Source organism: Paenibacillus sp. fava2 (assembly GCF_058313675.1).
This window is the reverse complement of the sequence record NZ_CM177755.1, coordinates 6,214,280-6,240,000: the sequence shown is the minus strand read 5'-3', so window position 1 is coordinate 6,240,000 and position 25,721 is coordinate 6,214,280. Positions and strand designations below refer to the sequence as shown.

The 25,721-nt window shown below is 51.3% G+C and carries 22 protein-coding genes (1 of these 22 cut by a window edge); 17 read left to right on the top strand and 5 right to left on the bottom strand.

Annotated elements, in window-relative coordinates; all coding sequences use genetic code 11:
• Positions 1–1,617, bottom strand: partial view of a methyl-accepting chemotaxis protein gene (locus tag AC4G46_RS27400; protein ID WP_491125486.1) — the 5' portion only. It extends 120 nt beyond the left edge of the window; the window shows 1,617 of its 1,737 coding nt (coding positions 1–1,617); its start codon is at positions 1,615–1,617; the stop codon falls past the left edge of the window.
• 188 nt (positions 1,618–1,805) lie between these two features.
• Between AC4G46_RS27400 and AC4G46_RS27395 the strand changes: the two genes are divergently transcribed.
• The 6 genes from AC4G46_RS27395 to AC4G46_RS27370 all read left to right on the top strand — a co-directional run bounded on the left by AC4G46_RS27395 (position 1,806) and on the right by AC4G46_RS27370 (position 10,369).
• On the top strand, positions 1,806–3,623 hold the full coding sequence (locus AC4G46_RS27395) for a cache domain-containing sensor histidine kinase (protein WP_491125485.1): 1,818 nt from the start codon (positions 1,806–1,808) through the stop codon (positions 3,621–3,623).
• Positions 3,620–5,119 carry a response regulator transcription factor gene (locus tag AC4G46_RS27390; protein ID WP_491125484.1) on the top strand — a complete coding sequence of 500 codons (1,500 nt, stop codon included), beginning with the start codon at positions 3,620–3,622 and terminating at the stop codon, positions 5,117–5,119. Before AC4G46_RS27395 ends, AC4G46_RS27390 begins: the two co-directional genes overlap by 4 nt.
• Positions 5,120–5,294: 175 nt before the next feature.
• A complete protein-coding gene (locus AC4G46_RS27385) occupies positions 5,295–6,260 on the top strand; it encodes an ABC transporter permease (protein ID WP_491125483.1) in 966 nt (321 codons plus the stop codon).
• A gap of 12 nt (positions 6,261–6,272) precedes the next feature.
• Positions 6,273–7,142: a carbohydrate ABC transporter permease gene (locus tag AC4G46_RS27380; RefSeq protein ID WP_491125482.1), complete on the top strand. Its 870-nt coding sequence runs from the start codon at positions 6,273–6,275 to the stop codon at positions 7,140–7,142.
• A 48-nt stretch (positions 7,143–7,190) separates the two neighbouring features.
• Positions 7,191–8,864, top strand: a complete 1,674-nt coding sequence (locus AC4G46_RS27375) for an extracellular solute-binding protein (protein WP_491125481.1) — start codon at positions 7,191–7,193, stop codon at positions 8,862–8,864.
• A 167-nt stretch (positions 8,865–9,031) separates the two neighbouring features.
• The gene (locus AC4G46_RS27370; RefSeq protein WP_491125480.1) at positions 9,032–10,369 is read left to right on the top strand and encodes a glycoside hydrolase family 28 protein; all 1,338 of its coding nucleotides are present in this window, start codon (positions 9,032–9,034) and stop codon (positions 10,367–10,369) included.
• Between the two features lie 112 nt (positions 10,370–10,481).
• On the opposite strand, the gene AC4G46_RS27365 is transcribed toward AC4G46_RS27370, so the two are convergent.
• Positions 10,482–12,074, bottom strand: a complete 1,593-nt coding sequence (locus tag AC4G46_RS27365) for a bifunctional metallophosphatase/5'-nucleotidase (RefSeq protein WP_491125479.1) — start codon at positions 12,072–12,074, stop codon at positions 10,482–10,484.
• Between the two features lie 194 nt (positions 12,075–12,268).
• Here AC4G46_RS27365 and AC4G46_RS27360 point away from each other — a divergent pair, with 194 nt between their 5' ends.
• The 7 genes from AC4G46_RS27360 to AC4G46_RS27330 all read left to right on the top strand — a co-directional run bounded on the left by AC4G46_RS27360 (position 12,269) and on the right by AC4G46_RS27330 (position 18,513).
• Positions 12,269–13,363: a phosphate/phosphite/phosphonate ABC transporter substrate-binding protein gene (locus tag AC4G46_RS27360; protein ID WP_491125478.1), complete on the top strand. Its 1,095-nt coding sequence runs from the start codon at positions 12,269–12,271 to the stop codon at positions 13,361–13,363.
• Positions 13,364–13,465: 102 nt separating this feature from the next.
• Complete coding sequence (phnC, locus tag AC4G46_RS27355; protein ID WP_068726794.1) at positions 13,466–14,251, top strand: phosphonate ABC transporter ATP-binding protein; 786 nt, start codon at positions 13,466–13,468, stop codon at positions 14,249–14,251.
• Positions 14,241–15,056 (top strand): phosphonate ABC transporter, permease protein PhnE, encoded by an 816-nt coding sequence (phnE, locus tag AC4G46_RS27350; RefSeq protein WP_491125477.1) that lies wholly within the window; start codon positions 14,241–14,243, stop codon positions 15,054–15,056. Before phnC ends, phnE (AC4G46_RS27350) begins: the two co-directional genes overlap by 11 nt.
• 15 nt (positions 15,057–15,071) lie before the next feature.
• Positions 15,072–15,878 carry a phosphonate ABC transporter, permease protein PhnE gene (phnE, locus tag AC4G46_RS27345; RefSeq protein ID WP_491125476.1) on the top strand — a complete coding sequence of 269 codons (807 nt, stop codon included), beginning with the start codon at positions 15,072–15,074 and terminating at the stop codon, positions 15,876–15,878.
• 299 nt (positions 15,879–16,177) lie between these two features.
• The gene (locus tag AC4G46_RS27340) at positions 16,178–17,209 is read left to right on the top strand and encodes a sensor histidine kinase (protein ID WP_491125475.1); all 1,032 of its coding nucleotides are present in this window, start codon (positions 16,178–16,180) and stop codon (positions 17,207–17,209) included.
• A 2-nt stretch (positions 17,210–17,211) separates the two neighbouring features.
• Positions 17,212–17,880 (top strand): response regulator, encoded by a 669-nt coding sequence (locus AC4G46_RS27335; protein ID WP_491125474.1) that lies wholly within the window; start codon positions 17,212–17,214, stop codon positions 17,878–17,880.
• A gap of 129 nt (positions 17,881–18,009) precedes the next feature.
• Complete coding sequence (locus AC4G46_RS27330; RefSeq protein ID WP_491125473.1) at positions 18,010–18,513, top strand: hypothetical protein; 504 nt, start codon at positions 18,010–18,012, stop codon at positions 18,511–18,513.
• A 13-nt stretch (positions 18,514–18,526) separates the two neighbouring features.
• On the opposite strand, the gene AC4G46_RS27325 is transcribed toward AC4G46_RS27330, so the two are convergent.
• Both AC4G46_RS27325 and AC4G46_RS27320 read right to left on the bottom strand, forming a co-directional pair.
• Entirely contained in the window at positions 18,527–20,479 is a 1,953-nt protein-coding gene (locus AC4G46_RS27325) for an ATP-dependent DNA helicase (protein WP_491125472.1), read from the bottom strand.
• Between the two features lie 256 nt (positions 20,480–20,735).
• The gene (locus AC4G46_RS27320) at positions 20,736–21,896 is read right to left on the bottom strand and encodes an epoxide hydrolase family protein (protein ID WP_491125471.1); all 1,161 of its coding nucleotides are present in this window, start codon (positions 21,894–21,896) and stop codon (positions 20,736–20,738) included.
• A 126-nt stretch (positions 21,897–22,022) separates the two neighbouring features.
• Here AC4G46_RS27320 and AC4G46_RS27315 point away from each other — a divergent pair, with 126 nt between their 5' ends.
• The 4 genes from AC4G46_RS27315 (at position 22,023) to AC4G46_RS27300 (ending at position 24,855) form a co-directional block, all read left to right on the top strand.
• On the top strand, positions 22,023–22,997 hold the full coding sequence (locus tag AC4G46_RS27315) for a phosphotransferase enzyme family protein (RefSeq protein WP_491125470.1): 975 nt from the start codon (positions 22,023–22,025) through the stop codon (positions 22,995–22,997).
• Between the two features lie 82 nt (positions 22,998–23,079).
• Positions 23,080–23,688, top strand: a complete 609-nt coding sequence (locus AC4G46_RS27310; protein WP_491125469.1) for a DUF421 domain-containing protein — start codon at positions 23,080–23,082, stop codon at positions 23,686–23,688.
• Between the two features lie 143 nt (positions 23,689–23,831).
• Positions 23,832–24,023: a hypothetical protein gene (locus AC4G46_RS27305; protein WP_491125468.1), complete on the top strand. Its 192-nt coding sequence runs from the start codon at positions 23,832–23,834 to the stop codon at positions 24,021–24,023.
• A 124-nt stretch (positions 24,024–24,147) separates the two neighbouring features.
• Entirely contained in the window at positions 24,148–24,855 is a 708-nt protein-coding gene (locus AC4G46_RS27300) for an SDR family oxidoreductase (RefSeq protein ID WP_491125467.1), read from the top strand.
• A 15-nt stretch (positions 24,856–24,870) separates the two neighbouring features.
• Here AC4G46_RS27300 and AC4G46_RS27295 read toward each other — a convergent pair whose 3' ends face one another.
• Complete coding sequence (locus AC4G46_RS27295; protein ID WP_491125466.1) at positions 24,871–25,665, bottom strand: sulfite exporter TauE/SafE family protein; 795 nt, start codon at positions 25,663–25,665, stop codon at positions 24,871–24,873.
• Positions 25,666–25,721: the final 56 nt, after the last annotated feature.

Sequence of the window (25,721 nt, the reverse complement as noted above, 5' to 3'; positions counted from 1 at the left end):
GTGTACTCCGCTTGATGATTCCTCAGCAATCATGGAGATCTCACTCATGTACCGGACCGATTCATCCGTAGAAGCTGACATTTCTTCCGAGCCGGCGGATACCTCTTGAATTTCACCAGCGACTTTGTTTACGACTTCTGAGATTTGCTCGAAGGCTTGACCTGCTGCAGTTACAATCTCAATTCCCGCTTCCGTTTCACTGCTGTTCACTTTTACAGCCTCTACAGCCTGGTCCGTGTCACTTTGAATGAGTTGCACCAGATCAGTGATTTTCTGTGCAGACAATGAGGACTCCTCGGCCAGCTTACGTACTTCTCCGGCCACAACCGCGAATCCCCGGCCATGCTCACCCGCTCGTGCAGCTTCAATGGCCGCATTCAAGGCAAGCAGATTGGTCTGACGGGCAATATTATTAATGACCCCGGTGATACTGCCAATCTCTGCAGACCGTTCTCCAAGCCCCGTTACCAGCTCTGTCAGTGATGCTATGGATGTACGGATAGATCCCATTTGTTCTACAGCCTGGCGGACAATCCGGTTGCCCTCCGCCGATTGGTTCGCTGCATCTACAGCAGAGACAGATACGCTTTGGGCCAGCTGGGCAATTTGTTCAGAACCAAGGGACATCTCGTTCATCGCCTGGGAGGAGCGTTTCACTATGTTCACCTGCTCCGTTGTACCGGCCGCCAGCAGCTCGACGGTTTCAGAGATTTGCTCGGATGCTTTGGTATTCTGCTCTGCACTCGCGAGCAGCTCTTCCGAGGAAGCGGCTACCTGTTCGGAAGTCGTGGAAACAGACTGTATCATCGCACGCAGGTTGCCGGTCATGGTATTGAAGGAGGCCGCGAGTGTGCCGAGCTCATCCTTATTTTTAAGTGTAATGGTTTCACCGGTCAAATCCCCGTTTGCAATCAGCATCGCCGATGCATTCAGCTTCTGGATAGGTTTGGAGATGATACCTGCTATGAAGAAGGCGATAAATACAGCAAGCAGCAAGGAAATAACCGTTACTGCCAATATAATATTAAAAGCTTGTTCTGCGGATTCCAATGAATCATTAGTCGCCTGCTTGGATAGCTCATCGACCAATGTGATCAGCTGGGCAATGGTATCGTTGGCGGTAAACCATAACGGGTAAGACTCCGAATGCAGCTTGCTGGCTCCCGTGAAATCATTAGCCATACCGCGTTCGATAAACACAGGCATCTTAGCCAGGTAGCCATCATAATTCGTGCTGAAGGTATCATATAAGGCCAACGCTTCAGTGTTGCCCTCAAGAAGCGAAATCAGCTCTTTGCGTTCCCCTTCAATTTTGACCTGAAGCTGCTGTAAGGCCTCATTCATCTTTGTAATCTCATTAGTATCTGTCTCGACAATAATGCCAAGTGCCAGACGTTCTATATCCGAAACATCACCGTTCATCATCCCCAGCAGGCTGACACTGGGCATCTTGCTTTGGTCAATTTCCTCTGCATTTTTGGACATACCCTGAATCTGGGATAAGGCAAATATGCTTACGAAGGCAAGCAGTGCTCCTACGATCAGAAACCCGGCCAATAATTTCATCCGGATGGTAAGCTTTAATCTTCCCCTTACATTTCCCCATCTGTCTCTCATTTCCCCACTCCTCAACTTTGTGCAAAATATAAATGTCTGTATAGTATATCGACACTTTTCTGTGTGAATTGTAGCTATCTAAAATTGATAAATTTAAATTTATTTAAGATAGAATGATTTGACATTCCATCAGGCTATCAGGCATTGTATAAAAGGACATCTATACAAGCTAAGCCGGAGGATGAGAAATGACGAATAACAGGCGGTGGCCGTTTGGCACAACCTCTAAATTCAGCACCAAGCTGATTATAGCCCTGTCGGCGGCCAATATTCTGATTTCCAGCATTACAGGCATCATCACTTACCGTATCCATCTGTCGCTGTTCAATGAGGAAATCAGCCGCCAGTATTCTATGACAACAGAACAAATACTGGCCCAACTGGATTCAAGAGTTAATGATATGTACAGGGTTACCGATTATATCACCCTGAATCCTTCGGTAAGTGAGGCAGTCATTGAGCAGACGGAAGGGGCAGGTTCCTTTGAACGGATGAAGCTGGAACAGCTGCTGGATAAAGAAGTCTATCAGATCCGTCTGGATGCGCCGGAAATTATGGGAATCCGCATATATGATTTAAAGGGCAATATTCTCAACCTGGGTTCCTTTTCAGGCCGGTTCAATAACTTTACCAGCCCCTTTCTGGAGGATATGCTGGCGAGACTGGAGCCGACCGGCGGGGAGTACGTATGGAACCGATCTGTTGAAAGCGATTTCGTTCAGGGAGCGGCCACCAATGTGCTGCTGGCCGGCCGGCTCATGCGTACCATTGATCTGGAGACCTACGGAATGATGCTGATTTTATTCAACAATTCGTTATTTGAATCTCACATTAAGGATCTGCGCATACATGAGGATACGGAAGCTTATTTATTCGATGAGGAGGGCCGGCTGGTTTACTCGCTCAATGGATCGGATAATCCGCAGGCACCCGCTCTGACGGACATGCCGGCGGCTGGCAGCATGGTGCGCAAAGAGCATGGAGTCTCCTATATGTATACCAGACAGGTGTCAGAGAAGGTTGGCTTCACACTGGTGAGCAAGGTGTCTCTGGCGCAGATACAGAGCGGCAGCAGTGTGATTCTGCAGGTGGCGGTTGCTTCGGCACTGGCCAGCTTTGTCAGTCTATGCATCATTATTTCAGTGATCAGCCGCATGCTGCTGCGTCCTCTGGGTAATCTGGTACGGGGAATGCGGCATGTGCGGGAAGGTAAGTTCGAGACCCGGATTCAAATCCGCAGCAGAGATGAGCTGGGCTTTCTCGGAGAAAGCTTTAACAATATGACGGCTCATATCGAAAATCTGATCTATGAAATATATGAACGCAAAATTAATGAAAAGGAGGCGGAGCTGAAGGCGATACAGGCGCAGCTTAACCCTCATTTTCTGTATAACACGCTGGGGATGTTCTTCTGGAAGTTTTATATGCTGGGGGATGAGCGCTCTGCCCGTCTGATTAACGGCTTGTCGGAAATGCTGCAGTATACGCTCGAGCCGGTCAGCCAGATGACCACGCTGCGGGATGAGCTCAGGCAGATTAACAACTATCTGGAGATTCAAAAGGAACGCTACCCGGGTTCACTCTCCGCTGAAATCAATATTCCGGAAGAGATGATGGACTGCCACGTATTCCGCCTGCTGATTCAGCCCATCGTTGAGAATGCATTCGTTCATGCCTTCAACAACAAAAAGTCGGACCGCCGTCTGCTGATTACCGGCCGTGTCCAGTCTGACGGGGGAGTAGAAGAGCCGGTGCTTGTTCTGGAAATCAGCGACAACGGAAGCGGAATGAGTGCGGACATGATTGAACGGATTCTGCATCCTTCGTCGGGGCATGTAAACGATAAGAACGATAAAAGAAAACGTATAGGTACGGGAAGTGTCATCCGGCGGATTGAACTGGCTTACGGGGCTCCATATGGAGTCGAATTCGAGTCGGTGCCCGGTGAAGGAACACTGGTGCGGATGAAGCTGCCATACCGGCTGGGGGAGAGTGAGGAAGCTTGATAGGTAAACTGCTTGTCGTAGATGACGAAATCTGGTTCCGTGAAGGTCTGGTGCAGCTGATCTCCAGCAACCAGCTCGGCTGGGAGGTTGTCGGAGAGGCGTCCGACGGGGAAGAGGCCATGCAGGCCGTTGCGCTCTGCAAGCCGGACCTGATTATAACGGATATTAATATGCCGGTAATGGACGGGCTGCAGTTCATGGAATGGCTATCGCGCGCTCATCCCGATATTAAGGTGATTATACTGACCGGCTACCGTGATTTCGAGTATGCCCAGCGCGCGCTGCGGTACGGGGCGGTGGAGTTCCTGCTTAAGCCCTTCTCGCTGGATGAGGCTTATACTGTTTTCCGCAAAGCTTATGAGGATCTGCGGCTGAAACAGCTGAAGGCAAGGGTCGCCAGACAGGAGCAGCAGACTGAGCTATTCCGGGCTGCGTTATTCGGCCTGCCCTTCGAGCGTATGCAGAGAGAGAGCTGGGAACGCCAATGGCAGGAGGCCGGCTTTTGCATTCTGCAGGTCCATGGCTATGAGCAGCCGGGTAAAACCTATTCCGCAGGTGATACCGATCTGCTCCATTATGCGGTAACAAATATTTTACAGGAGCTGCTTCAGCGGGAGCCTGTAGAAGGGCTATATTTTCCTTTGCGCAAGGACGCTTTCGCTTTCCTGTTGAAGCCCGGCTCTATGGGGGAGACGTATCGTATACGTGTGCAGGAGGCCTTGCAGAGCTTCATTGAGCTCAAGACAAGCTGGCTGGAGCTTGGTGCCGTGCAGCAGTTTGCAGATCTTGCACTGCTGTACAGGAGCTACTCAGGAGAAGCAAACAGCAGTGTAACGGATCTGGCTGTCGTGGACGGCTTTGCCCTGCTTAAGGAGGAGCTGCTGGCTCTGCTGGTCACCAGTAATTTGCCGGCGGCGGAACGCAGGCTGAAGGAATACGTAGACCAGGCGGCTTCTCTTGGACTGCAGGCATGCAAGACCAAAATGTACACGCTGATCACTGTATTTTCCAGCATCCTGCTGACCGAGTTCAAGCATGTCAAAGCAGCTATAGCCGGTGAGGAGCTCAATCCTGCCCGTATCCTCAGATTTCAGTCCGTACAGGAGCTGGAGAATTGGGCCAATGAGAAATGCGCTGAGTTTACAGGCATTTTCAGTGTTTGGCTGAACAGGCAACAGGACAATGTCGTGCTCCAGGCCAAGCAATACATTGAAAGCCGCTATCAGGAGGATTGTTCCTTGCAGACTGTTGCTGCGCATGTGCATGTAACGCCCAATTATCTCAGCAATCTGTTCAAAAAAGAGACCGGAACCGGTCTTACAAATTACGTTGCCCAGCTGCGGATTGAGGAAGCAAAGCTGCTGCTGCAGCGGAGCCGCCTGCGGATGACGGAGATTGCGGAGCGGGTCGGATTCGATAATTCCAGCTACTTTACGGTAGTTTTCAAGCAAATGACCGGGGAATCGCCGCGTGAGTTCCGGAAGCGGTTTGAGTAATATAAAGTTTCATACCGGGCTTTGCAGCCATCTGGCCTTTACATGCGGATGGCTCTTTTGTGTGTAGAATTTTAAAAAAACATCGTAGGATTTTAAATGTTCTTGCAGTGCCCGCCCGTTACAATCAATGTATAACCAATAAACAAAGAGCAACACGATAGGAGAGGAGTACTTGATGGAGATTACGAATACAGCCCCGGCTGCCAAACCGGCGGGTCCTGAAGCTAAGGGGCGATTGAGCGGGCCGAAATGGAAACGCTTCAAAACGAATCTGCCCTTGCTGCTGATGTTTACACCGGTCATCCTGTTTTATCTGATATTCCGGTATGCCCCGATTGGCGGGCTGGTCATTGCCTTTAAGGATTACAACTTTTATGACGGGATTCTTAACAGTCCCTGGGTCGGGTTTCACTATTTTGAGGTATTGTTTCAGGACCCCCGGACCCTGGAGATCATCCGTAATACACTGATGCTCAGCCTGCTGAGTCTGGCCGTGGGCTTTCCGATTCCGATCATCCTTGCGATCATGCTTAATGAAGTGCGCAGCATGACTTTTAAACGGACGGTCCAGACCATTGTGTATATGCCGCACTTCTTGTCATGGGTCATTATTGCCATGCTGGTATCGACAGCCTTTGCCATGGAGAACGGACTGGTCAACCGGGTCGTTGAGCAGCTCACCGGTGCAGCTTATCCGTTTATGTATGAGAAGCTTTCCTGGGTTTCCATTTTTATAGGGTCAGGCATCTGGAAGGACATGGGCTTTAACGCGATTATCTTTTTGGCGGCGCTGTCCGGTATTGATCCGAGCCTGTATGAAGCGTCGGCAATGGATGGCGGAGGGAAGATGCGGCAGATCTGGCATATTACACTTCCCGGCATCCGCCCCACGATTATCCTGCTGCTGATTTTATCGATGGGCCGGGTGATGGAGGTAGGCTTTGATCAGGTGTTCATGCTCCAGAATGCGAATGTGAACCAGATTGCCGATGTAATCAGCACCTACATCTACAGGATCGGTCTGCAGGGTGCGCAGTTCAGTCTGACTACGGCAATGGGATTATTCGAATCATTAGTGGCGTTTATTCTGGTATTCACAGCCAATACGATCGCCCGCAAATTTGATCAAGGGTTATGGTAAGGGGGAACTACTGTGCGGGACAGCAGAAGTGAGAAACTTTTTTATTCATTGAATTATGTATTTCTGACCATTATAGCCTTGAGCTGCATTGCTCCGCTTCTGAATGTAATAGCCTTATCGCTGAGCGGGGCGGATGCGGTGGCCAGCGGCAGAGTGACACTCTGGCCGGTGGAGTTTAGCTTGTCCTCGTTTAACAGCCTGTTTACAGGGACGCCAATCATGCGATCCTTCTGGAACAGCGTGCAAATTACATTAGTCGGGACCGGACTTAGCATGCTGGTTACCATCTTGGCTGCCTATCCTTTATCCCGTAAGCAATTTTACAGCCGACGCTTCTTTACGCTGGCGATGGTGTTCACCATGATCTTTAACGGCGGGCTGATTCCCAGCTATCTGGTCGTGTCTAATCTTGGCCTTGTGAACAGCTACGCAGCACTGTGGCTGCCCGGTCTGGTCAGCACTTACAATATGCTGCTGATGCGTTCGGCTTTTGAACAGCTGCCGGGCGAGGTGGACGAAGCGGCCAAAATAGACGGCTGCGGTGAAACCGGCATTCTGCTGCGGATTGTTCTTCCGCTGTCCAAGCCGATGCTGGCTACGCTGGCGCTGTTTTACGGAGTCGGTTACTGGAATGCCTTCATGAGCGTCATGATTTATATCAACGATACAGCCAAATACAATATGACCGTGCTGGTTCAGAATATGATCAAATCCACATCCATGATCCAGGATTTCGCCGATCCGACCATGCTGGCCACGATGACACCGGAAGGGATACGCTCTGCCGCCGTCATTGTCATGATTGTCCCGATTCTGGCGGTATATCCGCTGCTGCAGAAGTATTTCGTAAAGGGTGTTATGCTTGGCTCTATCAAAGGGTAAAGGGCAGGCGTTCTCCATATTTATACTACAAGAAAGTGGGGTTTCATCATGAGTTTAATTAATAAACTGCCTAAGCTCCTGTTCGTTGCAGGCCTGGGGGCCAGCTTGCTGGCAGGATGTTCAAACAACAGCGCCGATAAAGAACCGGCAGCCGGAAACACAGGGAACAATGCACCTAAGGAACGGGGGAATATTTCCTCCACCATTTATGACCGCGGATCGGTTCCGAACGGGATGGGAACGATTGAAGACAATATGTGGACCAAGTGGATCAATGAAAACGGACCGGCCAATGTAAAATATGTGGCGATTCCGCGCTGGGAGTCACAGTCCAAACTGAACGTACTCCTTGCTTCAGGCAGTGCGCCGGATCTTATTTTTGAATTTGGCACCAGCATCCGCAACCAGATGTTTGACCAGAAGCAGCTGATGCCGCTGGATGATCTGATCGATCAGCACAGTGTGGAGTATAAGGCGCTGCTAGAGAAATATCCTCAGCTGAGGCAGGCCGGAATCAAATCGGACGGCAAGCTGTATGAATTCGGCCGTATGAATGAGGTATATCCGCTGGTAAGCGTGTTCATCCGCCAGGACTGGCTGGATAAGCTGGGGCTCAAGATGCCGACTACAGAGGAAGAATTCCTGGCTGTAGCCAAAGCCTTCACCGAGCAGGACCCGGATGGTAACGGGGTAGATGATACTTACGGGATCGGCGGCTTTGAATTCGGGGATAATGCGGGGCTGTTCCGCTATATCTTCAATGCCAACTGGGTCAATCTGGGTGAGAACGGTGAAATTGAAGTCGGGCCTGAACGCCTGAAGGCTGAGGCAGAGTTTAAGCGGGAACTGTACGAAGCAGGGGTTGTCGATAAGGATTTCCTGAGCGATAAGGACGGTTCCAAATCGAAGCAGGACTTCCTGAACGGCAAAATCGGAATCTATGCTTTTATGACCAACGATTACATGGGCTTCGCCTCGCGCGAGCTGGATACGCTGATGAAAAATGTGCCGGAATCCAAGCTGAAGATTATGCCTCTTCCTAAGACTTCTGCAGGGCAGTTCACTACAGTCTGGAACAATCCGGTGCAGATGACCGCCGTTGTCAATGCCCGGGCCAAGAACCCGGAAGCCATTATGGAATATATTGATTTCCTGGTTAAACCGGAGACCGGACGCACCTTCCGCTACGGTATTGAAGGTGAGCACTATAAAGTAGAAGCTGACGGCAAACCGGTTATTCTGGATCAGGAGAAATACAAAAATGAAGTAAGCTGGGCCAGCGATTTCGGTATGGTGTACAGCCGTCTGGAGGAAGGCAAATACGGTTACGCCGAAACCCAGTTCGATGAAGCCATTCCAGCCCAGAAAGAAGCTCTGCGCTTGTTCAGGGAAGCAGTGGATACGTACATGACTGATCTGCCGGTAGGCGAAGGCCTGACCCATTCCGAGCATATGCCGCAATTGCCGAAGGAGCTGCAGGTTAAATTCAGCAATGTCACAGCCGCTGTACATGATATCTACACAAGAGCCATTATCAGCGGAGGCAAATATACAGTGGAACAAGCTGCACAGGACGCGCAAAAGCAATGGGAAACCGGCGGCGGTGCAGAGATTGTGGACTGGTACAAACAATGGTGGGATAAGGAAAAGGATAATGTGCTGATCTGGAGTGACTTCTACGAGATTTTTGAACAGCAGCAAGCCGCGTTAAAAGCTGAATAGTTTGGGGAAAGAGCAGTCTGCTTGATGCAGGCTGCTTTTTTTCTTTCATTAGGGGATGCTCGATTTTTACAAATAGAAAGCTCTTTTATCTATTCATGGCTGAAGTCTGGCGTGATACTATTTTTTTGTTCCGCAATTCTGAAGCGATGCGAGGGAGAGCTAAAACCATGCTGAAAACCAATTTCTACGGAACCCCTTTTGAGCTGGAGAAAATCCCGGAGCCGCATTTTCCCGAGCGGTCTATCCGGGCAGAGGATTACCGGCTTCCTGAGACGGAAATGCCTAGGGATATTCACGCGATACAGCGGGCTGTGGATGACTGTTCCGCACAAGGAGGCGGTACAGTCATCGTATCCCCGGGAGAGTGGTTTTCAGGCCCTATCCATTTAAGAAGCCATGTGCACCTGTCTGTTGAGAAGGGGGCAGTCATTACGTTCAGCGATACCTTCGCCGATTATCTCCCGCCGGTTTTTACAAGATGGGAGGGGATGGAATGCTATAACTACTCCCCGCTGATCTACGCCATTGACTGCGAGAATATTGCGGTTACCGGTGAGGGGACGCTGAACGGAAACGGGGAAGCGTGGTGGCACTGGAAGCAGCTGCAGCAGACCGCAGCCGATAAGCTCTGCTATGCCGAGAGAGACGGCATCCCGGTGGAGGAGCGGATCTTTGGTACAGAGGAGGCAGCCCTGCGGCCCTCATTCATCCAGCCGGTCCGCTGCCGGAATGTACTGATTGAAGGAGTGGCCATTCATAACGGCCCCCAGTGGACAGTGCATCCGGTCTATTGCGAGAATGTCATCATCCGCGGCATTGATATTGTCAGCTGCGGCCCCAACACCGACGGGCTGAACCCGGACTCTTGCCGCAATGTGCTGATTGAGGACAGCAGCTTTGAGACCGGGGATGACTGCATCGCAATCAATTCCGGCATGAATGAGGACGGCTGGCGGGTCAACAGGCCCTGTGAGAATATCGTCATCCGCAATTGTGTGATGAAGGAAGGACACGGCGGGCTTGTAATCGGCAGCGGAATGTCCGGCGGAGTCCGGAATGTATATGCCCATAACTGCACCATAACCGGCGGAGACCGGGGCATCCGGCTGAAGTCGATGCGCGGCAGAGGCGGCTACGTGGATAATATCCGTTTTGAACAGATTAAGATTAATAATGTCAGGGAAGAGGCCGTACAGATCAATATGTTCTACGGGTACAGTACCGTGGTTCCGAAGACCAGCACGCCTTCCGATTTCCGCAATATCAGCATCAAGGACATCAGCGGTGAAGGGGCTGCAATTGCAGTAGAGATCAAAGGGCTGCCTGAGCACCGTCTGAACAACATCAGTCTGGAAAATATCAATCTCAGCGCAGACCATGCCTTGATCTGCAGTGATGTGGAGAATATCACCCTGAAGGATTTTCATGTCAAGGCAGCGGTGAGCAAGGAGATTGAATTTGTAAAGGTGGAGTGCTTGCGGGTGGAAGGATTTAGCGTAAATTAACGGGCTTAATAATAAATTGGTTTAAACGTGGTTTCAAAGAGAGAGCCGTTCTAAACACTTAGTGTGTGTTTGGAACGGCTTTTTATGATCGTAATATCGTCTGCTCCTGCAGTTACTCCGTATATCCGCCCACAACTCGCCAGTTATGGTTTACCCCGGCCGTAATCCGGCCCCGTGTGCTAATATAATCGGCAATCAGCTCAACCATATCGGTCGGGATGTCCTTAACGACAGGCTTGTCCTGGAACATCGCAAAATTGCCGCCTCCGGCTGCCCGGTAGTTGTTCATAACGACGTCATATTCCGTGTCTGCATCAAGCGGCTGGCCGTTCCGATGCAGCATCGTCACCCGCTGGCCGGCTGGCTTGGAGATGTCGAGCTCATATTCTATCCCTTCCCACATGTCATAGTTGAAATGCTGCGGCTTGGGCGACAGGAAAGACGGGTTTACGGTGATATAGCCTTCTGCGTTTAGTGTGAAATATTCAGCTGATTGTTCGAGTGCAGCTCTAATATCAGCCCCCGAGACGCGGAGCACCTTTAAGGTATTGGGATAAATATAGTTTGAAACAATTTCGCGCATCGTAATGACTTCGCCAAATCCGGGAGACACATTGTCGAACAGGGCCGCAGCGGATAGCTCTGCTCCGGAGCTGTCCATTTGTACACGGTGAATAAATTCAATCAGCGGATGCTCCTTCAGCCGGGCAGCGGCGTGGGAGCGAATCGTCATATCCCCGTCCACAAACCCAAACGGCTGATCAAGCCAGGTTTGGGTCAGCTCCTCGATTTCGCCCACAAGCTGCTGCAGAGTCTGATCCGGCTCATACTCTGCAGTGGAGATTAACTCGGACTTGCTGCGGGTCACACTCCAGCCCTCCGGATGCCGCTCCAGCTGCAGCGTGATTTTGCCTAAATACCTGCCCTCATTGCCGGGCTGCACTACACATACGCCGTTGATGCTGCAGTTCTCTATGGCACGGTGCTGGTGGCCTGTGAGCAATACGTCAATACCCTCCACCTGCTCGCAGAGAGCATATCCAACGTTCTCGCCGGTTAACGGCTCAGTCGGCAGACCGGTTTCGGGATCACGCTCAAAGCCCCCGTGGTAAGACACCACAATTACATCCGCTTTTTCCGCTGTCTTCATGACGTGAATCCATTTCTGCGCCGTACTCACCGGATCTTCAAACTGCAGCCCGTCGATATGCTGCGGCTGCTCCCAGGCCGGGATATAGGAGGTGGTCAGCCCCAGAACACCAATCCGTACCCCATTCTCCATTTCGTATACACGATAAGGCTTACCGAACGCGGGCTGTCCGGTGGCTGCGTCCACGATATTGGCCGATAACCACGGGAAGTCCGAAGACTCCACGGCATTACGCAGATAAGGCAGACCGTAATTAAACTCGTGATTGCCCGGGACAGCGGCGTCATAATGCAGCTCATTCAAGCAGGCGATTACCGGATTCGGCAGCCGGCTGTTCACCTTGGCGTGGTAGTACGTCAGCGGAGTACCCTGAAGACAATCCCCGTTATCAATCAGCAGGGTATGACAATATGAACGGCGGATCTCCTTGATAATACTTGCTGTACGTGCCAGTCCATACGGTACTCCGCAGCGCGTAGCATAGCTGCCCGGCAGTATAAATCCGTGCAGGTCACTGGTTTCCATAAGAACCACTTCACATTGCTCAGAAGACATCGTTACGCTCCTTTACCGCTTATCTCAAAAGATTGGACTATTCTATCACACGATTTTACGGATTTACTAGTCCCTGTGAGTTTTATCCTGGCGATTACATTTCTATGTCAGCTATTTAACAATTAAATTATATAGTGGTTAAGCATTCAAAAAATACAGTCTTATTCCAAGACGAAAAAGCGGAGGTTCTCTAAGTGAAGAAAAGAATGAAGCACTTGTTTGCAGGGGTACTGGCAATCGGACTGCTGGCAGGATGCAGCGCAAATAACAATGCGGCTAATAACGGAAATGTTAACAACTCGGCAGCAGCCAATAGTGCTGCGGCAACAGAGCAGCCTGCTGCGAGCACAGCTATTGATGTTTTGAAAGTAAGCTTTGTCCCTTCCAAAGATCCAGATCAGATTATAACAGCTACCGAGCCGTTAAAAGAGCTGCTGAAGAAACAGCTGGATACAAAAGGCTTTACAGTGGGCGATGTGCAGATTGATGTAGGCACCACTTACGAAGCAGTAGGCGAGGCGCTCAGCGCAGGAACAACAGATGTCGGATTGATTCCGGGCGGTACATATACGCTGTACGATGACGGTGCAGAAGTGATTTTGACGGCAACACGCAAAGCGCTGTCCAACGATTCCGACAATCCGAAGGACTGGAACGACAACAAGCCGACTACCGGTCTGGATACGGAGCAGGCATCCTATTACCGCTCACTGCTCATCGCAGGTCCTTCCGCAAAGGGACAAGAGCTGGCTGCAAAAGTGAACAAAGGTGAAGAGCTGACCTGGGAAGACCTGAACAGTGCCACCTGGGCTGTAATGTCCACTTCATCCTCCGCAGGCTACATCTACCCGACACTGTGGCTGCAGGAGAAATACGGCAAGAGCCTGACAGACCTGGCTAAGGTGACACAGTCCGATTCTTACGGAAGCTCCTTTGCCCGCCTGGCTGCCGGACAGGCTGATATTGTTGTCGCATTTGCAGATGCCCGCCGTGACAATGAAGAAAAGTGGACCACCGAGTACGGCGGCACTGGCCCGATCTGGGATCAGACGAACGTAATCGGTGTAACGCAGCCGATTTACAACGACACTGTCAGCGTAAGCAAGAACTCGCCGATTATGAATGACGGACTGAAAAAAGCGCTGCAGGAATCGTTCATGGAAATTGCTGAAACCCCTGAAGGCAAAGAAGTTATCGCGATCTACTCTCATGAAGGTTACAAGATTGCCCAGTCTTCCAACTACGACGGTGAACGTCAGGCACAGGAACTGATCCGGAGCATGAAATAACAGCTTCACCATAGGCGTGAACACCTGAATGAGAACATCATGATTTCATGATGCTCTCATTTTTGTTACTTTCCAAAAATTCACTAAAGGATTGAGTGCCCCATGATTCAATTTGTCGATGTAACCAAAACCTATACGAACGGCACTACAGCCCTTAATCATGTTAATCTGACAATCGAGCAGGGAGAATTTGTAGCGGTTATCGGCCTGTCAGGTGCCGGAAAATCGACTTTAATCCGCTGCATTAATCGTATACATGACATTACAAGCGGCAAAATCATCGTTGATAAGGTGGATGTAGCGGGTCTCAGAGGACAGCATATCCGTAAATTCCGCCGCAGAATCGGCATGATTTTTCAGTCGTTTAATCTCGTAACCCGCACAACAGTAATTAACAATGTCCTGGTATCCTTCGTTCCCGGGCTTCCAATGTGGCGGAAGGTGACGGGAATTTTCCGGAAGGAGCACAAGATCAAAGCACTGGAGGCGCTGGACAAGGTCGGTATTCTGGACAAAGCATTCGTCAGGGTGGATCAGCTGTCCGGCGGTCAGCAGCAGCGTGTTGCCCTGGCGCGTACCCTCGCCCAGAATCCGGACATTATTCTCGCAGATGAGCCGATTGCCTCGCTTGATCCGGTTACGGCGCGTGTTGTGATGGATGACTTCAAAAGGATCAATAAGGAGATGAACATCTCCGTGATTATGAATATCCACCATGTGGAGATTGCCCTTGAATACGCAGACCGGATCATCGGCATCCGCAAGGGTGAGGTTGTTTTTGACGGCGTGACCTCGCAGGTGACCCAGGAGATTCTGCAGGATATTTACGGCGGAAAATGGGAAGCGGAGAAAGCAGCGATAGAGGAGCAGTCGGCCTATGTACGATAAACTTTTTCCCCCGAAGAAAATCGTGCTCCCCTCCGGGAAAATTGTATTGCAGAAACGGTCGCGTACACCGCTGATATTCCTCATTCTGGTGGGGTGTACGGTGTTGTCTGCGGATTTCACAGGCTTCAGCTTCAAGGTGCTGTTTACGCGGATCCATCAGTTTTTTACGATCGTACTGGCGATGATTCCGCCGGACTGGAGCAGTCTGTCTGACATCTGGACGCCGCTGCTGGACACCATCAAGATGTCGCTCCTCGGCTCCATCATCGGTGCAGTGATTGCGCTGCCCGTTGCGGTGGCTGCCTCCTCTAATATCATCCAGTCGAAGGTCATTATCTTCATCAGCAAGCTGGTGCTCAGCCTGCTCCGCACACTGCCGACCCTGGTATCCGCGTTAATCGCTACCTTTGTGTTCGGCCTGGGGACAATGGCGGGCACAGTTGCGATTATGCTGTTTACCATTTCTTATGTCGGCAAGCTGCTGTACGAGCAGATTGAGAATGTCGATATGGGACCTTTTGAGGCGATGGAGTCACTCGGGATGACCCGGCTGCAGGCCTTCCGGTTTGCCGTAATGCCGCAGGTGCTTCCCGGTTACATCTCCACCTCCCTGTATTGCTTTGAAGGAAATGTGCGGTATGCGGCCATTCTGGGCTTTGTCGGGGCCGGCGGCATCGGGCTGATTCTGAATGAAGGCATCGGCTGGCGCGATTATCCCGCAGTCGGAATGATCATTCTGGTGCTGATTGTAACGGTAACCCTGATCGAGAGCATCAGTGAGCATTTCCGTAAGAAGCTTATTTAAGGAGACGTTGCAGGAATGAATATCATTGAGAAGCAGCTGGCAGCTGCTCCCCGCAATCAGCGGTATCTATGGACAATCGCAGCCATCGTCGCTGTACTGTTCGTGTGGTCCCTGACGGCGGTTAACTTTAATCAAATCGAACAAAGCGGTCTGAAGATTGCCAAAAATATCGTTTACGGGCTTACTCACCCGGATACGGAGCTGTTATTCAACGTATCGAAGCAAAGTGTGCTGTATCTGCTGCTTCAGACGGTGGCCATTGCCTTTCTCGGGACCATTGTGGGTGCAGTACTGGCTGTACCGCTTGCCTTTCTCGCAGCCTCCAACATTGTACCGAAGCCGGTATCGTGGGTTACCCGGCTGGTGCTGATTGTTATCCGCACCGTGCCGGCGCTTGTGTATGGACTCATGTTCATCCGGGTTACCGGGCCGGGGGCGTTCGCCGGGGTGCTGACTGTCGGATTAACCTCCATCGGGATGCTGGCCAAGCTGTATGTCGATGCAATCGAGGAGCTGGATACGCGTGTCCTGGAGTCTATGACCTCTGTGGGCTGTACCACCTTTGAAAAAATCCGCTTCGGTATCGTGCCGCAGCTCCTGTCCGTATTCATGTCGGTCATGATATACCGCTTCGACATGAATATGCGTGAGGCTTCGATTCTGGGGATGGTTAGCGCCGGAGGCATTGGCGCACCGCTGATTTTCGCGATGCGCAGCTACAAGTGGGATCAGGTCGGCTCGATCCTCATCGGACTGGTTGTCTTTATTCTTATCATTGAATATTTCTCTAACCAGGTACGTGCGAAGCTGGTTAAGGGATAATGCCTTTACAATAATTAAGAATGGCCCTGATGATCAAGAGTACCTTGATGAATCGGGGCTTTTTTGATGCGGTTATATTATGATAATCGTTGGCATGTTAAGATTAAGTCCGATCAGCCGAGGCTCAAATAAGGCGCATGCGGGGTGAACGTATGGTTCTGCAAGAGCAAAAAATATATAAATTACTGGCACGTATACTAGGCACCATTCTGTTAACAGTTACTTATTATCACAATTATGAGTACGTAGGCAAGCTTAACCTTGCTGGCGGGGGACTTGTGCTTATATTGTACGGTTTATTGATCTGGGCACCGAAGTCCTGGCGGACGGAAGCCGCATACTTCACGGCTGCCATACTGATTATTTCAGCTGATATTATGCTGTATTCTGTATACGGTTCACTGCATCCGAGCCTGATCTGGCCGCTGTTTTTCATGATCGTATTCATGACTCAGGATTACCGCCGGATTAACATTGCGGTCGGCTTAATCATCTTAGCGGTAATCTTTGTCATTTACTCCCTGTCCTTCACGACCGCAGTAAGCTTGCTTGGCGCATTTTTGCTTGCCAGGAACGCAAAGATCAGACGCGACACCCATCAGCTGACCAGGCAGCACCTGGAGGAGCTGAACAAGGTTCATCAGGAGCTTGAAGCAGCCCATAATGAGCTGCATGAAGCGAATTTGTATTCGGTGCGTTATGCCGCATTGGAGGAGCGGACCCGGCTGGCCGGGGAGATTCATGATGGGCTCGGCCATCAGCTGACTTCGCTGATTATCCAGCTGCAGGCGCTCAAAATAATGCAGGCTACAGACCCGGCAAGAGCAGCTGAGGCAATAGACCTGCTGACTGATATTGCCCGCCAGGCGATGAAAGAGGTGCGGATTGCCGTCAAGGAATGGTCCAATGATGAGATGGGGCTGGGAAGCGTTGCGCTTAAGGGGCTTATCTCACAGACCCGGGGCAGAACACCGGTAGAGATCCACTTTAAACAGCATTCTGAAGAATCAGAGTGGTCGATTGAAACGAGCATCATTCTTTACCGCGTGCTTCAGGAGTCATTGACCAATGTGCTGAGGCATGCGGATGCAACAATAGTCGAGGTTGAGCTTGAGGAAATGAACGATACCGTCTGCCTGACAGTCACGGATAACGGGACAACAGCCGGAGGAGAACAGGTAAACATCGGGTTTGGGCTTAGAGGGATAGCCGAGCGCTGCAGGGCAGGGGGAGGCAGCTGTACATTTTCGCCGGTAAAACCGCATGGTTTCCGGGTGCAGGCAATCCTTCCGGTTGAAGCAGCAGCTCAAAAAGAAAAGCAGGAGGAGTAGCGATGGGGAAAATAATCAGAGTGATCATTGCTGATGATCAGCCGTTTGTCCGCCAGGGATTGAGATACATCATCGATGCGCAGCCTGATATGGAGTGTGCGGGAGAGGCGGGGGACGGGGAAGCTGCCTGCCGGTTAGCGGCTGCCGTCCGGCCGGATATTATTCTGATGGATATTCAGATGCCGGGTTTGTCGGGGCTTGAAGCGACCCAGCGCATCCTGTGCGAACATCCAGAGATCAGGATCGTGCTGTTGACGACATTCGATGTTGAGACTTATGTTATCGAAGGCATACGTGCAGGTGCCGCCGGATATTTATTAAAAGACACGGATATGCAGGACATCCTCGATGGAATCCGCTGGGCTGATCAGGGAAATGCCATTTACAGAACCCCTACAGCGAGTAAGGCGCTGGCCAAAGCAATTGCCGATTATGGAAAAAGAACCGGACTGGAGCAGTCGGCAGACCGTCTGGTAGAAGAACTGACCGAACGCGAGCTGGATGTACTGCAGCAAATGGCTTACGGCCGCAATAATGCGGAAATCGCCGGTATACTGAATATTTCACAGGGCACGGTCAAAACGCATATACACCGTATCCTGCAAAAGCTTGCAGTTGAAGACCGCACCAAGGCCGTCGTGCTGGCGATCCGGACGGGACTGGTAGAGTGAAGGGAAAGCAGCTGTATATCTCCAGATAGAGACGGGGCGGCTGAAGATCAACCGCTGTGCAGATGTACCGGTTACTGAAATTTCTTATGATAGGTAACGAGCAGACAACATGATGTAGGAGGATGTACAATGCACGTTACCGTTCAGCAAGTCATTTCAGGCACCCCGGCCTGGGTATGGGGTCTATTCGCTGCCTTAATTATAATGGGACTCAGAAACTCCCAGGAAAAACCCGTTAATTTCATCAGAATGCTTATTGCGCCGCTGATCTTTATGATCTGGGGACTTACGACTTTAACAACGAAGTTCGACCAGGTGGGCTATACATTGATGAGCTATATTCTCTTCATTATCCCCGGGTTTCTGATCGGTTATTTGTTAAACAAAACCTTTCAGTCTTTTGCCGCACAAGGCGGAATTATCTACAAAAAGCAGAGCTATCTGCCTCTAGCTGTAGTCCTCATCAATTTTGTAGCCAAATATGTGCTGAATGTGATGCTGGTTTTTTACCATTCCACACTGTTCCATATCATTTACTCGGCGGCAAACGGGCTGACGGTCGGATTATTTTTTGGAGGCATCCTTTATACTCTGAAGATGCAGACACAGCTTAGAAGTGCTGCAGCCAGATAAACAAAGCCCGGCGTTAATCCGCCGGGCTTGTCTTTTTTTGCACGCTGCGCGTGATTCCCTTCGCCTTCACAAACCGCTCCAGCACCCGGAAATCCTCGGTCACCTGCTTGAACGGCAAAGCCTCAAGTACTTTGGAACGGTAGTCCTTCCGGGCAGCAGCGGACAGGCGGGAGTCAAGGATGCTGAGCACACCCAAATCGGTTTCGCTGCGGATCAGCCGGCCGGTTCCTTGCCTCAGGCGGAGCAGCATGTCCGGTACGAAGACCTCTTTTAACGGATTATGGGCCTTGGATGCCTTGTATTCGTAGACGGGATCGGCCGGAACAGGGAAGGGCAGGCGGAACACGATCACCTGCGACAGGTCGGAGCCCTCGATATTGATTCCTTCCCAGAAGACGCCGGTGCTGAGCAGCACGCCTTTGCTGGACCGGAAGTTAGCGATGATCTCATCCTGGGAGGAGCCTTCCTTCTGCATATGCAGCGCCCAGTTCAGCTTCTCCGACCGCAGCTTCTCATGCACGTACTTCATGTCCTCTTTGGCCGAAAAGAGCACCAGGGTCCGCCCTTCCGTTACATTGCATAGCCGGAGCATTTCCTTGTACGCCGCTTCAAGATACTCTTTGCGGTTCTCGTGGTTGTAGTAGGGAACACTGCACGAAATGTACATCATCGAGTGGCTGCCGTAATCAAAAGGGGAGGGCTGGCGCTCCATATAATCTCCACGGTAGCCAAGGGATTGAGTCAGATAAGCGTATTGCTCCTCCAGCGTATCGCCGCCCTGGCACATGGTTGCTGATGTCAGGATCACGGAGGCTTTACCATTAAATAAGGTGTGCTTGAGGAACTGGCTGATGTTCTTGGGGCAGATGCTGACCGTGGCTTCCCGCTTGTTTTTGCTGGCCCAGATCAGGTAGTTATCCTCCGCGCCGGACAGGACATCCAAAAGAGCAATGAGCCCGTTCACTGCTTCAAAAGCATTATCAATCTCCCGCTCATGCCGTGAGGTTAACACTGAAAGGCTTAGACTGAATTCCTTCAGCACCTGCACTGCCCGGTTAAACGGAATCCCTTGGGTCTGTGATACCTTTACCCGGTCCGTATCCTGTTTGGCGGTATGCAGCAAATCCGTTTCAACCTGCTTGAAAATGCTGCTCAGGCAGCCTTTGATAAATTTCAGTTGCGTCATCAGGCTCTTATCCCTGGATTGCTTAAAAAGAATCTGCAGCGCATCATCCAGCACACGGCAGGCTCCCCGGAAGGTAAATTCGAGCGTCCGTGCATCCCGCACCTTGGCCTCCAGGTTATGCGCCTCGTCGATGATGATCAAGGCCGGACGTTCGGTGATTAAGCCCTTGGTGCCTTCCTTTTTCTTGATCAGATCGCGGATCAGCAGGTCCTGGTTAACGATGATGAAGTCCATATCGCCGGCTCTGGCGTTAATTTTGGCTCTCATCTCATAGAAGGTGCATGTGCTTTTGTAGCGGCATTGTTCAAATTTGCAGTCGTTCACGCAGACCTCAGACCATACAGCATCGCTGATGCCGCCCTGAATATCTGCCCGTTCATCTATTTCATAGTTTAGAATCTGCTCTACCAGCTTCGGCAGAGGGGAATCCGCATCATCGGGTCTGGACAGACCCCCGGCCCTGTAGCGGCAGGCGTATTGCCCCATGCCTTTGCCGACTACGGAACGCACCGTGGTAAATCCGAGCCGGCTCCCGATCACCCGCAGATCCTTATGAATCTGTTCGGAGAGCTGGATGGAGGAGGTGGCGATAATGACCGGCTGCTGCGAGATATGGTTAATCAGCAGACCGGGTATAAGGTAGGCAAAAGATTTGCCGATGCCGACCCCGGCCTCGATCATCGCATTGCGTCCGCCCATATAAGCCTCCGCAATATCCAGCGACATATCCTGCTGCCCGGTCCGTTCCCTCAGGCCGATTCTGGGAAACCGGTCATACATCCGGAAAATGGCATTGACCAGAGCGGGCTCGATGTCCTTCTTCTGCTCCCGTTTCTGTAATTTATAAAGATCACTTAACCAGCTGATGATAATCGCCCCTTCTCTGTTTCAATGCGCCTTTGCCGGCAGATTGATTTTTTGGGTCAAATTGTAATTATCTCTGATAGGGGCTTGGGAGTCAAGGCTTGTTCAGGAATGAGAAGACCATTTACCGCCGCTGATGATAGAGTTAGACCTATTCTCAACTCAGCCCAATCTATTGCTGCGCTGCCTGCCTAAGCGGCCTGAAAAAGGCGCGGATATCTTCGGCGAGCGGTCCGGGTGCCTCCCAGGCAGTAAAATGCCCGCCGCGCGGCATCTCGGACCAGCGGGTAATGTTCAAATTGCGCTGCGCCCATTCCTTGGGCGGGAGCAGAATATCGGACGGGAACATAGCCAATCCGGTCGGCACTCCGATGGGGCCCAGCGGCGGTAAAGAGCTGGAGTTTTCGTGATAGATCTGCGTAGCCGACCCTATCGTATTAGTCACCCAATAGATCATGATGTTCGTGAGCAGCTCATCCTCGCTGAAGCTCTTCCGGAGATCCCCATTGCAGTCGCTCCAGGCGTGGAATTTCTCGATCAGCCAGCCTGCCAGACCTGCCGGTGAATCGGAAAGTCCGTAAGCAAGCGTGCGGGGCTTGGTGGACTGAATGGACATGTACGCTCCCTCACAGGCAATCCAGTCCCGGGCGTTCTGCTGATACTGCCGTTCTTCGGCAGTCAGCTCCGTCCCAGCACCCGGATTCAACAGGCTGCGGATAATACCGATATCGGTCAGATGGATTCCAACCAGAAGCTCGGGACGGCTGACAGCCAGATATCTTGTAACGCCCGAGCCGATATCTCCGCCGGCAGCTGCGAATGCACTGTAGCCCAGCTCTTCTGTCATCAGCTTCGCCCAGAGAGCGGCAATGTGTGAATTGTTGATGCCAGCGTTCTCCGGATAGCCCGAGAAGCCAAAGCCCGGCAGTGAAGGTACAATAACGTCAAATGAATCCTCAGGATTGCCGCCGTAGCTGGCCGGATCGGTGAGCATGGGAATAATTTTATGATAGCGGAAAAAGCTGTCCGGCCATCCATGCGTCAAAACGATAGGCAGAGGATCAGGCCCTTTACCCCGCTCGTGGATAAAATGGATATCTGTTCCGTCAATGTTACTGCGGTAATGTGCGAACCGGTTCAGCTTGGCTTCCTGTGCCCGCCAGTCGAAATGGTCCCGCCAATACGCAATGAGAGATTGCAGATAAGCGGGATCTGTACCGTTTTCCCAGCCTGAGCCCTCAATGGGAACCGGCCAGCGTACAGCTTTAAGCCTGTAATCCAAATCGGCAAGCACTTCATCGGATACCCGGATTTGAAAACGTTCAGCTGTCATGATCATTCCTCCATCCTTCTAGTTGTATTTTACGAATATAGTAAACTTTTCCGCCTTAATATGTATTATTATGGAATAAACGAAGAAAAAATCATACCTTAATATCTAACCTGGGAGGAAGCGGCCTTGATTAAGCATGCAGAGAGAGTGATTGTATCCTATCCGATTGCGGAGCCGGTAATGGAGTTCATCAGACATAACGAGAATATGACCTTTAAGGTAACCGATGCATCCAGCGGCAAAAATTATCTGCTACGGATTCACTGGCCAAGGACAGTCGGGCTGTCCGGCACCCAGCATACGCTGGAAGGCCTGGAATCTGAGGTGTTCCTGCTTCAGGAGCTGAACCGGAGAAAGGTGATTCAGGTGCAGGAGCCGGTTGCCAACCATGCAGGCGAGTATGTAACAGTGTACCGCTCAGAGGAATTTGGCTCATGTTTTGCAACAGTGCTGGAGTGGTTAGAAGGCTCGGTACTGACTGGTAAAGAAGAAAATATCGGGTTGATCGCGTATGCGCTGGGCGAGACTTTTGCTGAGCTTCATAACGCTTCAAGCGGAAGGCAGATGGCCGGATTAACAAGACCGGTATACGGTGCGGCGAATATTGACTCCACTCTTGAAGAGCTTAAATGTGGTATTACAGGCGGTATCTATAGTCAAGAGCAGTATAACACCATTGTAGAAGTGCTTGATGTAGTCAAAGAACAGCTGGCCGAGCTGGATTCAAGGCAGGACAGCTGGGGAATCATTCACGCCGATGTACAGCCGGGGAATGTGATTGTTAAGGAGGCCACGCCGCATCTGATCGATTTCTGCTTATCCGGCTACGGCTATTATTTGTTTGATGTGGGAAGCGCCTCCACAGCGCTGAAAAGCGAGTTCAGACCCGCCTTTTTGGAGGGCTACAGTTCACGGAGAGACTTTACCTATGATGATATCAGATATATTGAGGGGCAGATACTAATGGATATCTTCATCAGCTACGCGCTGTTCGTCCGTGATCCCGGGAGCAACGGCTGGATTAAGGAGCACGCGGTAAAGGTATGCGGAACGTTGGGCAAGGATTTTCTGGAGGGAAAAGAAGTGTTCCATTTGCTGTAATCGACAATGCATAATTGCGTCCTGATGAGTAAAAAATACCCATATCTATGCTGTAACCCGTATTGCCAAAGGAGATATGGATATGGATATGAATGAAATCTGGAATGAGGTCTGGAAGGCGCTGGTGCTGATTATCTTTGGCATGCTGCTGCTCAGGCTGGCGGGGCGGAAGTCCATTTCACAGATGACCATTCCGACGACGATTGCCATGATTTCGATCGGGACCATTATTGTGGAGCCGATTGCGGACCATCATATCCTGATTACGATGACTGCTGCAGCTGTATTTATTGCCGTACTGATCGGGGTGGAGTGGCTGCAGCTGCGCTGGAGTCTTTTTCAGAGGCTGGTCAAGGGGCGGGCGGTTATTGTCATTCAGGACGGCCGGGTGCAGGTGCAAAATCTGAAGAAGCTGAGACTTACCATGGAGGCGCTGGAGATGAATCTGCGGGAGGAGGGCATTTCCAGCATCAGCGATGTGAAGACGGCAACCTTTGAGCCTAACGGTATGATAGGTTATGAGCTTTCAGAGGCTGCCAAGCCGGTGACACTGGCACAGGTGGAGGAGCTGCTGGCCAAGTATTTGAGCGGAACAGGGGCGGGGAAGGCCGCGGCAGCATCGAAAGGGCAGGAACAGGAACAGCCGGATGGCAATTTGTTTGAGAAGATCAAAGAAACGGAGCAGACATAAAGTTAAGTCTGTGTGGGATGCCGTTATATATTGAGAACGATTAGTAAAAATAATTCTTTACCAATCGTTCTCGTTATGCTAAGATAGCTCCATAGCAAGGGAACATGATATACATAGCACTATTATTAGAATGATCGTTCCCAATGCGGAAAATAGTAGAACTTGGACAGCTTGAAGGGGAGTTCAGCACCCGATTCAGTGTAGAGGAGCTGGCCCGATATTTGTATAACGGACTGGTCGGGCTCCGTGTGCTGGCAAGAACCTCCATTCCAAAGGAACAGCTGCAAGAGATTGCACGGTTATCCATAGAGCTTCTGAAAATGCAGGAAGATTAAGGTGAAATTTTTTTGAATATACTAGAATGATCATTCCCGTAAAGTGACGGTATAGCATGTCCATTCTTCACGTCAAATTCAAGCTGCTATCAGCTTCATACACAATAATAAGGAGGAAATTATAATGAACAATAAAATTGCACTGATCACAGGGGCAAGCAAGGGAATCGGGTATGAGGTAGCCAGACAGCTGGGCCAGCAGGGAATAACGGTGCTTCTGTCTGCGCGCACCATCGCTGCGGCCGAGGAAGCGGCTGCTCAGCTTAAGGAGCAGGGCATTGAAGCGGTGGGCGTAGAGCTCGAAGTGACGGACAGCGCACATATTGCTGCACTTGCCAAGTGGATCGCTAAGCGGTACGGCAAGCTGGATGTGCTGGTGAACAATGCGGGAATCTGGGCAGAAACAGCCGGAGCGGAGGATGCCTTTGAGACCACCTTTACGGTCAACACGTTTGCGCCGTACCACATTACCGAGGCTCTGCTGCCGCTGCTGCTGAAAAGTGAGGCAGGCAGAATTGTGAACCAGAGCAGCGCCCTGGGCTCCATCCAGTTCCAGCTGAGCAATGAGCTGGCCCAGCGGATTGCTACGCCTGCTTACGCTGCCTCCAAAGCCGCGCTCAACATGCTCACTGTGTACTGGGCCAATAAATACAAGGATACCCCGCTGAAAGTTAACACGGTGCATCCCGGACTGGTTAAAACCCGGATGGGCGGGGACAAGGCCGAGCTGACGCCGGAGGAAGGTGCCAAGACAGCCGTCCGTTATGCCACACTGCCGGCGGATGGGCCAACCGGAGGTTTCTTTTACATGGAAGACCGGCTGCCTTGGTAAGCCGGGGGCCGGATATTATTTCATTATAAGCCGGGCAGCTACAATAATCAGAAAGACCGACAGCAGCCGCAGCAGCAGCTTGGCCGGCAGGCGTTTGGCAAGCCGGGCCCCGAGCTGGCCGCCGATAATGGCGCCGGGAGCCAGGCACAGCACCATGATCCACTCGATGTTTTGCAGATAGGCATGAGTAGAGGTGCTGACGATTGCCGACAGAAAGATCTGCAGCATCGAGGTGGCGACGGCAATATGCGTGGAGAAGCCGAGCAGCAGCGTCATTGTCGGCACCATCAGGCTGCCGCCTCCTACACCAAACAGGCTGGCCAGGAACCCGACAAAAAAGCTGATTGTAACGCCGGTAGGCATATGATAAGCATACTCAAACCGGCTGCCTCCGGCATCCGTAAAGCTCCGCTTGACCGTTGAATGAAACGGCAGGGTCAGGGGCTTTTTGGGCTTGAACAGAAGCAGCAGCGCAATCAGAATCAGAAAAATGCCGAAGCTGACAAAAAAGGCTCTGCCCTCCACCTGTTCAGAGAGCAGTGCCCCGATTACCGAACCCGGGATGGAAGCGGCTGCGAACCAGAGCGCTGCCTGATAATCGATTCTTTTTTGCCTGGCGTATACGTAAGTGCTGGAAATGGAATTGAACAGCAGCATGGCCATTGAAGTCCCGGCCAAATGGGCGGTTGGCATATCCGGATACATAAAGGCTAATGCAGGCACGACGATAAATCCGCCGCCAAGCCCGACCAGCGAGCCGGAAATGCCGGCAGCAAGTCCTAGAAGGAATAGAAGCAGGTAAGTTAGCACGCGGCAGTTCCCTTTCTTTTGTGAAGATAATCATTATTCTATTTCCCGGATTTCCG

Excerpts from the sequence above, each read along its gene's own strand:
- AC4G46_RS27365 (WP_491125479.1), bottom strand. The coding sequence starts at position 12,074 with ATGTCTTCTGAGCAATGTGAAGTGGTTCTTATGGAAACCAGTGACCTG.
- AC4G46_RS27300 (WP_491125467.1), top strand. The coding sequence starts at position 24,148 with ATGAACAATAAAATTGCACTGATCACAGGGGCAAGCAAGGGAATCGGG.
- phnE (WP_491125476.1), top strand. The coding sequence starts at position 15,072 with ATGAATATCATTGAGAAGCAGCTGGCAGCTGCTCCCCGCAATCAGCGG.
- AC4G46_RS27375 (WP_491125481.1), top strand. The coding sequence starts at position 7,191 with ATGAGTTTAATTAATAAACTGCCTAAGCTCCTGTTCGTTGCAGGCCTG.
- AC4G46_RS27325 (WP_491125472.1), bottom strand. The coding sequence starts at position 20,479 with ATGTATGACCGGTTTCCCAGAATCGGCCTGAGGGAACGGACCGGGCAG.
- AC4G46_RS27370 (WP_491125480.1), top strand. The coding sequence starts at position 9,032 with ATGCTGAAAACCAATTTCTACGGAACCCCTTTTGAGCTGGAGAAAATC.
- AC4G46_RS27395 (WP_491125485.1), top strand. The coding sequence starts at position 1,806 with ATGACGAATAACAGGCGGTGGCCGTTTGGCACAACCTCTAAATTCAGC.
- AC4G46_RS27335 (WP_491125474.1), top strand. The coding sequence starts at position 17,212 with ATGGGGAAAATAATCAGAGTGATCATTGCTGATGATCAGCCGTTTGTC.
- AC4G46_RS27385 (WP_491125483.1), top strand. The coding sequence starts at position 5,295 with ATGGAGATTACGAATACAGCCCCGGCTGCCAAACCGGCGGGTCCTGAA.
- AC4G46_RS27330 (WP_491125473.1), top strand. The coding sequence starts at position 18,010 with ATGCACGTTACCGTTCAGCAAGTCATTTCAGGCACCCCGGCCTGGGTA.
- AC4G46_RS27305 (WP_491125468.1), top strand. The coding sequence starts at position 23,832 with ATGCGGAAAATAGTAGAACTTGGACAGCTTGAAGGGGAGTTCAGCACC.
- phnC (WP_068726794.1), top strand. The coding sequence starts at position 13,466 with ATGATTCAATTTGTCGATGTAACCAAAACCTATACGAACGGCACTACA.
- phnE (WP_491125477.1), top strand. The coding sequence starts at position 14,241 with ATGTACGATAAACTTTTTCCCCCGAAGAAAATCGTGCTCCCCTCCGGG.
- AC4G46_RS27310 (WP_491125469.1), top strand. The coding sequence starts at position 23,080 with ATGGATATGAATGAAATCTGGAATGAGGTCTGGAAGGCGCTGGTGCTG.
- AC4G46_RS27320 (WP_491125471.1), bottom strand. The coding sequence starts at position 21,896 with ATGACAGCTGAACGTTTTCAAATCCGGGTATCCGATGAAGTGCTTGCC.